The 13,754-nt window shown below is 59.5% G+C and carries 13 protein-coding genes; 8 read left to right on the forward strand and 5 right to left on the reverse strand.

The window, feature by feature from the left end; all coding sequences use genetic code 11:
* Nucleotides 1–183: 183 nt before the first annotated feature.
* The 7 genes from K7A42_RS13035 to K7A42_RS13065 all read left to right on the forward strand — a co-directional run bounded on the left by K7A42_RS13035 (nucleotide 184) and on the right by K7A42_RS13065 (nucleotide 5,409).
* The gene (locus K7A42_RS13035) at nucleotides 184–402 is read left to right on the forward strand and encodes a hypothetical protein (protein ID WP_004444840.1); all 219 of its coding nucleotides are present in this window, start codon (nucleotides 184–186) and stop codon (nucleotides 400–402) included.
* A 46-nt stretch (nucleotides 403–448) separates the two neighbouring features.
* Entirely contained in the window at nucleotides 449–853 is a 405-nt protein-coding gene (locus K7A42_RS13040) for a hypothetical protein (protein WP_004444843.1), read from the forward strand.
* Between the two features lie 224 nt (nucleotides 854–1,077).
* Nucleotides 1,078–3,081 (forward strand): hypothetical protein, encoded by a 2,004-nt coding sequence (locus K7A42_RS13045; protein ID WP_282455361.1) that lies wholly within the window; start codon nucleotides 1,078–1,080, stop codon nucleotides 3,079–3,081.
* A gap of 180 nt (nucleotides 3,082–3,261) precedes the next feature.
* A complete protein-coding gene (locus K7A42_RS13050) occupies nucleotides 3,262–3,750 on the forward strand; it encodes a cupin (protein ID WP_282455362.1) in 489 nt (162 codons plus the stop codon).
* A 180-nt stretch (nucleotides 3,751–3,930) separates the two neighbouring features.
* Complete coding sequence (locus tag K7A42_RS13055; RefSeq protein WP_282455363.1) at nucleotides 3,931–4,368, forward strand: curlin; 438 nt, start codon at nucleotides 3,931–3,933, stop codon at nucleotides 4,366–4,368.
* Between the two features lie 60 nt (nucleotides 4,369–4,428).
* Nucleotides 4,429–4,827: a curli-like amyloid fiber formation chaperone CsgH gene (gene csgH, locus K7A42_RS13060; protein ID WP_282455364.1), complete on the forward strand. Its 399-nt coding sequence runs from the start codon at nucleotides 4,429–4,431 to the stop codon at nucleotides 4,825–4,827.
* A gap of 168 nt (nucleotides 4,828–4,995) precedes the next feature.
* Nucleotides 4,996–5,409 (forward strand): hypothetical protein, encoded by a 414-nt coding sequence (locus tag K7A42_RS13065; protein ID WP_004444852.1) that lies wholly within the window; start codon nucleotides 4,996–4,998, stop codon nucleotides 5,407–5,409.
* Nucleotides 5,410–5,455: 46 nt separating this feature from the next.
* Here the strand turns inward: K7A42_RS13065 and K7A42_RS13070 are convergent, their stop codons facing one another.
* A complete protein-coding gene (locus tag K7A42_RS13070; protein WP_282455365.1) occupies nucleotides 5,456–6,442 on the reverse strand; it encodes a hypothetical protein in 987 nt (328 codons plus the stop codon).
* A gap of 246 nt (nucleotides 6,443–6,688) precedes the next feature.
* Between K7A42_RS13070 and K7A42_RS13075 the strand changes: the two genes are divergently transcribed.
* Nucleotides 6,689–7,021, forward strand: coding sequence for a tetratricopeptide repeat protein (locus K7A42_RS13075; RefSeq protein WP_282455366.1), 333 nt, complete (start codon nucleotides 6,689–6,691; stop codon nucleotides 7,019–7,021).
* Nucleotides 7,022–7,194: 173 nt separating this feature from the next.
* Here the strand turns inward: K7A42_RS13075 and catB are convergent, their stop codons facing one another.
* The 4 genes from catB to K7A42_RS13095 form a co-directional block, all read right to left on the reverse strand.
* On the reverse strand, nucleotides 7,195–7,830 hold the full coding sequence (gene catB / locus K7A42_RS13080) for a type B chloramphenicol O-acetyltransferase (RefSeq protein WP_064263341.1): 636 nt from the start codon (nucleotides 7,828–7,830) through the stop codon (nucleotides 7,195–7,197).
* Nucleotides 7,831–8,033: 203 nt separating this feature from the next.
* Nucleotides 8,034–8,216, reverse strand: a complete 183-nt coding sequence (locus tag K7A42_RS13085; protein WP_004444862.1) for a hypothetical protein — start codon at nucleotides 8,214–8,216, stop codon at nucleotides 8,034–8,036.
* A gap of 201 nt (nucleotides 8,217–8,417) precedes the next feature.
* Nucleotides 8,418–10,361 (reverse strand): methyl-accepting chemotaxis protein, encoded by a 1,944-nt coding sequence (locus K7A42_RS13090; RefSeq protein WP_282455367.1) that lies wholly within the window; start codon nucleotides 10,359–10,361, stop codon nucleotides 8,418–8,420.
* A 407-nt stretch (nucleotides 10,362–10,768) separates the two neighbouring features.
* Nucleotides 10,769–13,558, reverse strand: a complete 2,790-nt coding sequence (locus K7A42_RS13095) for a bifunctional aconitate hydratase 2/2-methylisocitrate dehydratase (protein ID WP_282455368.1) — start codon at nucleotides 13,556–13,558, stop codon at nucleotides 10,769–10,771.
* Nucleotides 13,559–13,754: the final 196 nt, after the last annotated feature.

Raw genomic sequence — 13,754 nt, forward strand, 5'->3', positions numbered from 1 at the left:
CTAACTATCATGTTCCATCATCGCGGCACAAGCAAAAACCTAGCCGATCAGCTAAGTTTATCATCCGGCAAATCCGGATCGGGAAGTGAAACAAGCCATCGAGAGTTGCAAAAAAGCAATTGACTCCCGCCGCCCGGTGGGTGAGCTTCGGCGGGAAAAAAGACGGGGAAAAATCAAATCATCATGTCGCCAGAACGCTTTAACCAATGCCTGCGGGTCATTCGCTGGACGCCGATCAATATCGCCTCCGCGCTGCAATGCGAACTCTCCTGGATCGAGGCGCTTGAGGCGGGCAATGAAGAGGTTCCCGAAGGGCTGGCCACATGGCTCGAAACGCTTGCGCAGGCCCATGAGGCTCTGCCGCCGCCTTCCACCTACAGAGGCAAACGGTCAACCTTCTGACACGGCCGGTTGTCGTCAGCCTTCACCAACGATTGGATTGTTCGAAATGAAATACCTCATAGCGGCTCTTGGCCTGATCACCTTCTCGAGCCCCGTTTTCGCGGCATCCTGCGAGAAGAACTTCACCGTCTCCGGTGTGCCGATGGTGACGGCTGTTTCCTACAAGTCCTGGCAGGAGCTGCCGAAGGCAAAGGCGCCAGCCGTGCTTCAAAAGCTCGCCCAGGCCGTGGCGGCGGAAGGTTTTTCGGGCATCCAGATCAACAAGGCGCTGTCGTCCATCGATGCGCACCAGGAGACCAGCGGCAGCGGCAGAATTCAGACGCTGCGGGTAGTGGCCCGGCAAAAGGGTGCGGCTGTGCGGATCGACGCCGTCTTCAACATTCAGGCAGGGCAGATCGCGGACAAGAACGTGATCCGCGAGGGTATCTGCAATATCATCAATGGCGCGTGACGCGGCGGATTCCAGGCCCTGCCCACCCAAAGCTGATTGCCGGTGAGGCCGCGTCTGCCCCTTCGCCCGACGCTTGCGCTGGCGCCGCACCTGTGTTGGCCGGCATGGCGTTGAGGGTCTGGATGTAGCGCGGCCTTCACGGGCGTCGATCACCTCTTGCTAAGCAACTTTTGCGTGCTTAAAAGGCGCGCAATATGATCAGTATGTGAGAGAGGACCAACGTCGTGGAACAGGAAAACAGCCATACCGGCAAGGGGCGGCGCAGGGCGCTATGGGCGGCGGTGGCAATTGTCGCCGTTGCGGCCGCAGGTGTCATCAGCGGCAAGACCTTCTACGAGGCGAAGGTGAAGGAACTGGTTGCGCGCACCGGCGCGACTGCCGGTTCCGTGGAAGTCGATTTCCTCGGGAAAATTCATGTTCGCGATCTGACGCTGCCGCTCGAAGATGGCAAAAACCTTCGCATTGCCTCTATTGACGGTCGTCCGAAGCTGCCCTTTCTGGATGGCGCGCTGGACATGAGCAACATCGATGTGGATGTGCCCACCGGCAAGCTTTCCATGGCGCATGCCCGCATCGAGAATGCGGCGTTCGAGAAGTCCGCACAGGCGGAAGGAAACGGCGGCTCCCTGCCCCGCCGCATCGAGCGCTTCGCAGCGACGCGCATCTCCACGCCCGAGCTGACGTTGAGCCAGTCGGTCGCGACCACCGAGCAGAAGACGGTTTACAACAACCTGGTCCTCTCCGAGATCGCCGGTGGCCGTATCGCCCGGTATTCGATAGACAAGGGCAGCTACGACATCAAGATGCGGCTTCCCGACAGCGACGGCGCGATTGAGGACAAGCGTGTGGCGGTGTCGACCGGCGTGATCGCCGGTCAGGACATCGACGTCGCTTATCTCGCGCGGCTCTATACGGAAAAGGCCGGCCCTGACGACAAGGAGGCAAAACCTGTCTATGGGCCGCTTTCCGTCAAGACGGTTTCATTTACCGACGGCGACGGCCGTTTCAGCTATGACGAGATCCGCAGCGATGGCTTTACCGCCCGCATGCCATCCGAACCGCTGCTGGACACACTGAAGGCACTGACGGTCACCAAGGATCCCGACCAGCTTCCGCCGGAGGAACGCCAGGCGCTTTTTGCCAAGGTCGTGTCCATCCTCGACATGATCGGCAGGAGCAACATGCAGCTTATCGGCTTCAAGGCCGACGCACCGGATGAAAAAGAGGGAGCGGCCGGCAAAAGGGTCAAGGCCGCCATCGACCGCATCGACATGGAGATGGACAGCCGCAAGCTCGACTTCGGTCTGAACGGTCTGTCGATCGGTGACGGCGACGGCAAGATCGAAGTGGCGGAAGCAAGCCTCAAGGGTTTCGACTGGAGTTCGACGATCGAGGGTATTTCCCAGATCATCGCGCTCGATGAAACCGAGATCGAGACCTTTCAGTTCAATCGCCTGATACCGGAACTTGGCCGGGTGCGCGTCGGCGGCATCAACGTCGATATTGCCGCGCCGAAAGAGCCGGAGGAAGAACCCACCGGCACGCCGGAACGCATCAGGTTCACGCTCAAGAATTTCGAGATGGGGCTGACCAAGCCCTTCAACGGCATTCCGACCGATATAGAGATCAGGCAGGATGACCTCACACTTCCGATCCCCGCAGACGCGACGGAGGACGTTTTCGTGGAAGCCCGCAAGCTGGGTCTCGAGACGCTGGCTTTCTCCTATGGCCTTTCCGCAGGCTGGGACGAGCCGAACAGCAATCTGGTGATCCGCGACATCTCGCTCAGCAGCAGGGATTTCGGCAGCGTCAATCTTGCCGGACTGGTCAGCGGCTTTACGGAGGAGTTCTTCTCCTTCGACGTCAATCGCGCGCAGGCGGCGCTTTTCGGGCTTGCCGGCCGTGAGGTGAAGCTCACCGTCAAGGACGAAGGCTTGATGGCCAAGGCGATCAAGCTCTATGCCCTGCAGAACGACATGACCGAGGATCAGGTGCGCGGCACGCTGACGCTGGTGGCGAGTGTGATGCTGCAGCAGGTGGCGGCGGAGCAGCCGAAGCTGCAAGGCGCGGTGGAGGCGCTGGTGCGCTTCATCAGCACGCCCGGAACCCTGACTATCACAGTCAAATCCACGGGCGTCAATGGCCTCGGGGTCTTCGACCTGGTTGCGGCTTCCGACAATCCGATGGGTCTTCTCGACAAGGTCGATATTCAGGCGACAGCCGAGTAAGCCAGCCAGAACACGTCCCAAGCCCGGTTCGCCGGGCTTGGGACCGCCGCAACCGCGTTTTCGTCAAGACATTGCGGAACTGCCCGCTCCTCGGAGTTATTATGACCTGGGCGGCTGAAATGCGCCGCCAGATTTCGGTCCGCATTTTTCGCGGTAGAAACGGTCATGAGGAGCATCGCCATGAAAACCGAGCAACTGACCTTCGGCCCCAGCGGACAGGTCCCCAATAACCAGACCTTTCCCGTGATCATTTACCGCAATGTCGGCATGGACTTTCATTCCGCGGATTTCGAAGCGACATTTTCCCGCAACGGATGGAGCGGCATCTGGCGCAACGGCGTTTTCGACTACCACCATTACCACAGCGGGGCACACGAGGTTCTGGGTGTCGGACGTGGCGAAGCGACCTTGCAGATCGGCGGGCCTGAGGGGCAAGTTCTCGATGTTGCCCGCGGTGACTGCCTGATCCTGCCCGCCGGGACAGGCCATATGAAACTGGACTCCTCCCCGGATTTTCAAGTGGTGGGTGCTTATCCGCCCGGGCAGGAAGCCGATATTCAAACATCCTCCGCCAGCGCTGACATGGTTGAGCGGATCAGATCCCTGCCGAAGCCGGAGACCGATCCTGTGCACGGAGCTTCGGGCGGCCTGACAGATATATGGCGCTGAAGAGGCGTTTACGGTCCCGTCAGGATACCGCAGGAACGTAGAGGCAAATTTCAGCGATGCCGGCGCCTATGGGCTTCGGCCAATGAACCACGACTGAATGACGCCTTCAGCCTCCGTTCCGGTGGAACGTTCTAAAACAGGGACGTTCAACCGCGGTCCATCCGCCTGAGGAGACACGTCATGATCCGGAAGTCTTTCATTGCAAGTGCACTCGTCGCTCTCGTCGGCCTCGCTGCCGCGGCACCCGCCATGGCCAATGATGTGCGCATCGAACAATATGGCTGGTCCAATTCTGCCGGCGGTGCACAGGAGGGTTACGGCAACCGGATCCGCACGTACCAGAACGGCGGCTACAACCGGATTGTCGGTCATCAATATGGCCGGCATAACCTCTCGGCTATCGGCCAGGAGGGGCACGACAATTACGGCTCCACCTATCAGAATGGCAGCCGCAACGTGGCCGGCATCGGCCAGTTCGGTTCCAACCACACCACCATCCTCACGCAGGACGGCAACGGCAACATCGCGGCCGGTGTCCAGGTAGGTCGCGGATGCAGCGCCAATGTGAGCCAGGGCGGCAACGACAATGTCGCCGCCTTCGTGCAAGCCTGCCCTTGACCGGCCGCACGACGTGTAACCGGTCGGGCTCGAAACATCAGATCATCCGGGAGACCAGCCATGCCCCACAACATCAGTCATAAGCGCCGCCTGGCGGCGATCCTTGCGCTGGCACTGCTTCCCGCCGGCACCGTTGCGGCCATATCGACCGCACGGGAGTCGACGGCTGGAAACGTCTGCGAGATCAGGGCAACGTCGCAGGCGGGCATGGTGAAGCTGGAGGCCTTTGCCGGAGCCGATGCCGCTGCCGGTGGGACCTACGGCTTTCACGTCGAAAAATCGGGAAGCGGCGGACATTCGGTGATCAATCAGGACGGTGACTTTGATGCCGCAGCCGGACGTCCGCAACTGCTGAGCGCGGTAACGCTCGATGCGAAGGGAGCCCGCTATAAGGCGGTGCTCGATATGGTTATCGATGGCCGGAGCTTCAGCTGCACAAAGCAGGTTGATGGCGACTAAGCCAAGACATGCCCGTAAATTATCCCCGTGAAGGGCGCCGCTTCAGGCGCCCTTTTCTTTGGATCCTGCCAAGCGACTGAACGACGTGTGAACGGGCAGTTCCGATCAGGTTCAGTTGCGAAATGCGATTATCGATCATCGGCAAGGCGCTGACGGATGGAGATCAGAATGACGCGCAACATATTGAAACTCATGACTGTTACCATGCTCGTCGGGGGCCTCGCACCTCTTGGTTCTCCGGCACCGGCCCACGCCGGCGGTCGCATCTCCTTCGATCTCGCACCCGGCAATGCCGCCGACGGCGACCTGCTTTCGACGGGCCTCCGCGCCTATTCGCTCTACCGCGGCCTGAAGGATGCCGACATCCGCCAGCTCGGCCGCGGCAACGCCGCCGGCATTGCCCAGAACGGCGGCGGCAATCTCGGCTTTATCCGGCAACGGGGCGTAGGCCACTCCGCGACGTTGCAGCAGAACGGCAACAACAATGCCTATGGCATTTTTCAGTACGGCCGCAACACGGATACCAACGTCGTGCAGGACGGCAATAACGGCAGCGGCCTGACCTTCAGCTACGGCTGGTAGGGCAAGGCGGGACAGTCAGTCGTCCCTGCAGGTCTTCGCCGCAGGCTCAATTCGCAAGAACCTCGCCATCCCTGCTCTGAATGATATCCGGCGATGGAACCGGCGGAGCACCGGTATCGGGCAGAGGCGGAATTATCAGCCATGCGTCTGGGTAGTCATTGCGAAGATGGCGGGGATTATAACGAATATTGGTTCCAGCGGCATGGTAAAGCGTTCCAAGAGCGGCATCTTTTGACAGAGTGCCTCTGCTGATTTCGTGGAGCTTTCGCTCGCTGTTCAGGGCAAGCGTTACCTCTGAGAGATCGAAATCATCGATGTGAACGGTCTGCCCAGTCGGTATATCGAGAACCCATCTGTCGGAATCGACAAAGCCATCGGTGTAAACATTGCCGGTGGAGGCCCGCAGGGAGGTGCCTTTCGGCAGGCTGATACCGTCAACGAGATTGCCATCGGCGAGAATGCATTTGCTGAAGGTAGAGATGCTGCCATCAGCCATGAGATCGAACTCCACGGGCTGCGTTGCATCACAACGCCAGTCGCTCTGAGTGGTCACGCCAATACCGGTTATCCGCATGTCGCCTGGGGTGAAACCGATCGTTTCGTAATTTTCATTGGTTTTTATCGCGATATAACGGGCGATCTCAACGGCGTCGATATCCGCGATCCGCACCGGATGCGGAAACACGGCCCTATCGAAGGCCTCCTTGTTGTCGGCAATGGCCAGTTCGAGCTTCGTACCCTTGGGCATATCTATCCCACCCAGACGTGCGGGTTCCAGAAGTTCCGGCTGATAACGTATTGCTCTCTCCCTGTCGTAAGCGCTCATCTCCAAATAAAATTCACCGAACCGAAAAAGCGTGAAAAGCGCAACCGCGGTCACCAGCCCGTAAGGCAGGATCATCGGGCGCTTCCAGCGCCCGCCCATGTATCGAACCAACAGCCATAGTGACCAGACGCCCCACACAAGGGTCGTGATGAGAAAGAAGGCAAGGAGAAGCAACGCTTCGACGGAGGGCAATGCGACGGGGATCATGCAAACCCATAATTCTGGGGGGAATCGTGTCCATCCTAAGGGACATCCGTGCTTTAACCCACAGGCTGTGGTCATTTCAACTCGGCGAGGGCGAGAGATGCGACGTAGCCTGACGGAGGCGCGCGTCGTCGTCGGACGCGTTCGCATGCGGGCCCATGCAGGATGAGCGCGCCAAATACCGCTTGACCTCAACTGCGCTTGAGATCGTACCGATACATGGTGTTTCACCATTGCTCCGGGACAACGATGATAACAAAACTCATGAAGATGCTGGAAGACGGGAGGGACAGTCCCCTTCTGCGCTTTTCAATCGCGAAGGCTCTGGCGGCAGCGGGGCAGTTCGACAATGCCGCGCATCACCTGCAGGAGGCTATCCGGCAGGATCCCGACTATTCGGCGGTATGGGCAGAACTCGGCGAATGCCGTGCACGGTTGGGAGACAATGACGGCGCCATTACGGCGTGGGTCGAAGGGATGTCGGTCGCCGTTAGGCGAGGCGACATTCAGGCGAAGAGACAGATGGAAGTCCGGCTCCGGCGTCTGCGATCACGCACCGCGCGACCTCATTCGGCGGCTTGATCACTATGAAATCCGCCGTGATGTCTCCACAGGATAGATTTTCAGGATGATACGGAGCTGTCTTGGTCGTTCATGCCGGGCTGACTATACCGCTTACTGACGGCGAAGCTGACCCACATGTCCGGCCCTCGGAAAGGCCCGGCCCGCCTCGATGAGACGGGCCGGCCGTTTGTTTACGGCTGGGCGCTATCCGACCGCCAGAACCGGTAAAGCTCCGCAACATTGCCGCTCGTCATGAGTGGCATCGCGGCTTTCAGCCGGTCCGCCGGCCAATCCCACCACTTCATCTCCAGAAGCAGCTCGATCGAGTCGTCGTCGAACCGCTTGCGGATCGTTTTCGCGGGATTGCCACCGACGATAGCGTAAGGTTCGACATCTTTCGTCACCAGCGCACGCGTTCCAATCACGGCGCCGTCGCCTATGGTAATACCGGGCATGATGACAGCTTCCGAGCCTATCCAGACATCATTGCCGATGACTGTGTCACCGGACGGCAGATAGCCGTTTGCGGCATTCTCGAATTCCGGCACTTCGGGCATGAAGAAGAAGGGAAAGGTGCTGATCCACTCATTGCGATGGCCCTGATTGCCCGCCATGATGAAGGCTGCGCCCGAACCTATCGAGCAGAAGCTCCCCACCACCAGCCTGTCCGCGCCCTCATCCGGTAACAGATAACGGGCACAATCTTCAAAGCTGTGGCCGTGATAATAGCCGGAATAATAGCTGTATTTTCCGACCAGGAGGTTTGGGTTCTTTACCTGCTTGTCGAGCGTGATGCCCCGGAACGGGCTTTCGAAATAGTTTTCCATTGAGTAATCTCACTGCATGTCTTCGCTTTCGCTTGCCTTGCGGCAAGCCGACACCAGGCGAAAAGCCAGCTGGCTTCTCGTCCGATGCTCCTCGCGCTGCGGCGGGAGCTAGATGCAGGTGGTACTCGATGCCTTGATCATGGCTCCCTGTTACCGCAAAACGAGCCAAAGGCAAAGTGCCGCCACACGACAACCTTCAAGGATCAGGAAGCGATGGCCAGAATGAGCGCGATCATAAGCAGCATGGGGCCCATCCACTTGAAGTGACGCGCCACCGGTGGCCGGTGAGCTGGATTTCTCGACAGGGACAGATATCCGAACCCCACCAGCGTCATCCAGAGGCCGACGCAGAACATGATGAATTCATCAATATAGGCTGCGATCATGTCTTCCCCTCCCAGGCACCGCCCCAATGGCGGCAAACCTAACCAGCATGACGACGAATGGCAACGAGTAGCCACGGCGCAGTGGCAGGCTGATCCGTCCCGAAAAGCAGAACACCGGGCTCAGGCTAAAAACCCGACCCCGGTGTCCCTGTCTGGAATAGTGCTTTCAGCGCCATGGAGGGCGTGAAGGCAGGGTGGGTATCAGAACTCCTCCCAATTATCCGTTGTCGTATTCAGTGCCGCGTTGCCGGAGAACGCCGCCCTGATCCGGCCGCCAAGGGCGCGGGCCGGTGAGGTCGCCGGTCTGTCGGCCGACGAAGCGGTTCGCACGGGCGCGGACGCCTCGCTGTAACCGGCTTCAGACAGCTTGAACTGGGCGATCAGCCGGTTGAGCGACGACGCCTCGCGTGCGAGCCCGTGGCTTGCCGCGGTGCTCTCCTCCACCATTGCGGCGTTCTTCTGGGTGTCCTGGTCCATCTGGTTCACGGCCGTATTGATCTGCTGGAGACCGGAGGACTGTTCCTGTGCCGATTCCGCAATCGCCGCCACGTGGCGGTTGATCTCCTGCACTTCCGTGACGATCAGTTCCAATGCCTTGCCGGTCTCTCCGACGAGCTGCACGCCTTGCTGGACCTGACCGTTCGAGGTCGTGATCAGGTTCTTGATCTCCTTGGCGGCGCCTGCGGAACGCTGCGCCAGTTCGCGAACCTCCTGCGCGACAACGGCGAAGCCCTTGCCCGCCTCGCCCGCACGGGCAGCCTCCACCCCGGCATTCAGTGCCAGAAGGTTGGTCTGGAAGGCAATCTCATCGATAACGCCGATAATATTGGAAATCTCATTCGCGGATGTCGCGATCTGTTCCATCGCGGCAACGGCCTTCTGCACCACGTCTCCGGATCTTTCGGCGCCGATCTTCGCGCGGCTGACGAGGTGTCCCGCTTCCTGCGCCCGTTTGGTCGAATCCTTCACCGTCGTGGTGATCTCTTCCAGTGCCGCAGCGGTCTCCTCTACGGCCGCAGCCTGCTGCTCCGTCCGTTTCGCCAGATCGTCGGCCGCTGCGCGGATTTCGTTTGCGCCGGAATCGATGCCACGGGCATTCTGCGCCACCTGGTTGAGCGTCGACTGCAGCTGTTCCGCGGCCCTGTTGAAGTCGCCGCGAATACCGTCCAGGCTCGGCACAAACGGCTGCGCTATGCGGTAAGTGACATCGCCTTCGGCGATCTTCGAAAGCGCGGTGGCAAGATTGTTGACCGCAAACTGAACGTCGGCGGCTTCCTGCGCCTTCTGTTTCTCCCGCTCGATCCGATCCTTTTCGGACATGGACCGGGTCGCGTCCGTTTCAGCCTCGAGCCGCAGGCGCTCCACTGCGCTTTCGCGGAACGCTTGAACGGTGGCGGCCATCTGACCAACTTCATCCTTGCGATCCATGCCGACGATTTCGCTTGCAGTATCCCCCGCCGCCAGCGCTTCCATGCGGGCGCGAAGGCGCGCAATCGGCGTGGTAATGCCGCGGGACGAGATGAGCAGGCCAAGCGCGATCACGGCCAGAGACATGAGTGCGAGTGTGACAACACCCGTCCAGATCGTCGTATTCGTGCTTGCGGTAAGGCGCTCCCGGCCCTCATTCATGACCTGGATGAGCTGTTCGTTACCCGCACTGATTTTCGGCGAAACCTCGGTGATTTTCCGCAGGACGTTAAGCGCCATCTGCTGGGCTTCGGCCCGCTGTCCTGCCTGCATGAGGGAAACGACCTGATTGCCGATTTCCTCGACTTCGACAACACCCTTGAGGATGTCCCGCGCGGCGTCCGTGCGGGCCGGCACGAGTTCCATGATCTTGTTCTGACGTTCCTCGAGCTGCTTGCGATCTGCCCTGAAGGTCTTTACCGCCGCTTCGAAATCGCTGCTGGCCGGATCGTTGAGGCTGGCACGAAGCATCTGCATGCCGAGCGCATTGAGATTTCCGCTTGTTCTGGCGTTCAGCACCGCAGCAAGGGCCTCGTGGCCGATGAAATCACTATAGACATTATCGGTGCTTTTATATTGCAGGCTGACATAGCTTATGCCGGAAAGCGACATCAGGCTCATCAGCGAGATGACAAAAACGACCTTCGTTTTTATCTTGGTATTCTTCAGGAATGACATGAACGGCCTCAAGGCAAGCGCTCCTCCTGCCGCCGCACGGGTGGCCGGGGGAACCATATGATGAAACATCGCGGGTAGCTGTTGCCCCTCCTCATAGGGCGACAAGCGGGTGCCTTTTTCGAACCGCAGGGCAGGTCGTGACGGGTCCGCTTGTTCTACCGGCTCCACCGATAAAACCTTGGAACCTGCGTATTTTAGATTTCACAAAACAACTAAACGAAGTGTTACCCTTGCCATGCAAGTGCTGACAATTCGGCATGCCGCAGACGGCTATTGTCTTGATAATGCTCAAGACCCGGCGGGCCAGCGACAAGGGCCAATACAAAAAGGGCAGCGGGAATATCTCCCCGCCGCCCCTCTTTCATTCACCGCACCCTCCCGCATCCAGAGGCAGGCGGTATTGCGGATTAATAATGCACCGACTGGGAATCGATCGGCGTCGTCTTCGGCGGAGCGAACTTCGTCAGGTCGATGCCCTCGACGGCGGAACGATACTCCTCGATGCTCGGCGTACGGCCGAGAATGGCGGACAGCACCACGACCGGGGTCGAGGCCAGAAGCGATTCACCCTTCTTTTCGGCACTGTCTTCAACGACGCGGCCCTGGAAGAGACGAGTCGAGGTTGCCAGAACCGTGTCACCCTTCGCTGCCTTTTCCTGGTTGCCCATGCACAGGTTGCAGCCCGGGCGTTCCAGATAGAGGATGTTTTCGTATTCGGTCCGGTTCGTTGTCTTCGGGTTGATGTCATCGAATTCGAAGCCGGAATATTTCTGGAGGATTTCCCAATCCCCTTCCGCCTTCAGCTCGTCGATGATGTTGTAGGTCGGCGCGGCAACGACGAGCGGCGCCTTGAATTCGACCTTGCCTTCGGTCTTTTCGATGTTGCGCAGCATCTGCGCGACGATCTTCACGTCGCCCTTATGCACCATGCACGAGCCGACGAAGCCGAGATCGACCTTCTTGGTAGCGCCATAATAGGAAACCGGACGGATCGTATCGTGCGTGTAGCGTCTCGAAACGTCGTTGTTGTTGACGTCCGGGTCGGCGATCATCGGTTCGTTGATGACATCGAGATCGACGACGACTTCAGCGAAATATTTCGCATTCGCGTCAGGCTTCAATGCTGGAACTTCACCGGAACGGATTTCCGCAATGCGCTGATCCGCCTTCGCAATCAGGCCTTTAAGCGTCTGTGCGGCATTGTCCATGCCCTTGTCGATCATGATCTGGATGCGCGACTTGGCGATCTCCAGCGACTCGATCAGCGTTTCGTCTTCGGAAATGCAGATCGACGCCTTGGCCTTCATCTCGGCCGTCCAGTCGGTGAAGGTGAAAGCCTGGTCGGCAAGCAGTGTTCCGAGATGGACTTCGATGATACGGCCCTGAAACACGTTGTCGCCGTGCTGCTGCAGCATCTGCGCCTGCGTCGCGTGCACCACGTCGCGGAAGTCCATGTAGGGCTGCATCGTTCCCTTGAAGGTGACCTTGACCGATTGCGGGATCGGCATGGTCGCCTCGCCCGTGGCGAGCGCCAAAGCGACGGTGCCGGAGTCCGCACCGAAGGCGACGCCCTTGGACATGCGGGTGTGGCTGTCGCCGCCGATGATGATTGCCCGGTCATCAACGGTGATGTCGTTCAGCACCTTGTGGATCACGTCCGTCATGGAGTGATAGACGCCCTTCGGATCACGGCCGGTGATGACGCCGAAATTGTGCATGAAGGCCATGAGCTTCGGCGTGTTGGCCTGAGCCTTCTTGTCCCAGACGGACGCCGTGTGGCAGCCAGACTGATAGGCCCCGTCCACCAGCGGCGAAATGACGGTGGCCGCCATCGCTTCCAGTTCCTGCGCGGTCATCAGGCCGGTCGTATCCTGCGAACCGACGATGTTGACCTTGACGCGAACGTCGGAGCCGGCGTGCAGCACCTTGCCAGGCGTCACGCCAACGGCGTTGCGGTTGAAGATCTTCTCGACGGCGGTAAGGCCCTGGCCTTCGATCGAAATTTCCTTGTTCGGTGCAAAGACAGGGGTCGCCTCGACGCCAAGCGTTTCAGCGGCAAAAGTCTGGAGCTTCTTGCCGAAGACGATGGCATAGGAGCTCCCAGCCTTCATGAATTCCATCTTCTGGGGCGTGAAGGACGAAGCGAGATCGACCAGCTCGGTGCCGTTTTCGTCCCGCAGCTTGCGATTCTTGGCGTCGATCTTGAGGACCGTGCCGGTCTCGACCGAATATTTCTGCTCAAGGATGGGGTTGCCGTCATTGTTGAGGATCGGCTTGCCGTCTTCGCCGAGCTTCTTCACCCAGTTCTTCAGATTGATGCCAATGCCACCCGTCACGTCGACGGTGGTGGCGAAAATCGGCGAAATGCCGTTGGTGCCCGCAACGATGGGGGCATAGTTGACGAAGGGCACGTAGGGGCTGGCCTGCTTGCCGGTCCACAGCGCAACGTTATTGACGCCCGACATGCGCGAGGAGCCAACGCCCATCGTGCCCTTTTCGGCGATCATCATCACCCGCTTGTCGGGGTCCTGCTTCTGCAGCGCGACGATTTGCGCCTGCGCTTCCGGCGAGATCATACACTGGCCGTGCAGCTGGCGGTCGGAGCGCGAATGCGCCTGATTGCCCGGAGACAGGAGGTCGGTCGAAATATCGCCTTCGGCGGCGATGAAGGTGACAACCTTGATCTCGTCCTCGACATCGGGAAGCTTGGTGAAGAACTCGGCCCTGGCGTAGCTTTCAAGCACGTCCCGCGCAATCGCGTTGCCGGCCTTGTAGGCATCCCGCAGGCGGAACATGTCGGCATCGTAAAGGAAGACCTGGGTCTTCAGCACTTCACCCGCCTTGGTGGCGATTGCGGCATCGTTGCCGAGCGCGATGTCGAGCAGCACCTTGATCGACGGGCCGCCCTTCATGTGCGACAGCAGTTCCAGCGCGAAGGTCGGGGTAATCTCGGGGACGATGACGTCGCCGAGGATGATCTGCTTCAGAAACGCAGCCTTCACACCGGCGGCGCTCGTGGTTCCCGGCAATGTGTTATAAATGAAAAACTTCAGGGCATCGGCGCGGTGTTCGCTGCCTGCATCCTTGATCAGTTCGATGATTTCGGCGGTCAACGCACCGTCATCGATCGGCTTGGGCGCAAGTCCCTGTGGTTCTCTGCTTTTGATTTCAGCCAGGTAATCCAAGTAAAGGTTCATCGCAATCCCAACGTCATGATGTCTATGGAGCCGAACACAGCGCCACCTAACGGTAGTGCTGGTCGCCCCCGGGTTTCTGTCGGTTTCGACTACGCCAACCGGGGGCCGCTGACAAGATGTCGCATGCCTGTAAGCGCGGGGATGCGCGATATTTCGCCCATCCCACATCTTCGCCGCCAGGCCGCGCCGGCACTCC

This window comes from Agrobacterium sp. InxBP2 (genome assembly GCF_026191755.1).
In the GTDB taxonomy this organism is placed as follows: Bacteria; Pseudomonadota; Alphaproteobacteria; order Rhizobiales; family Rhizobiaceae; genus Agrobacterium; species Agrobacterium pusense.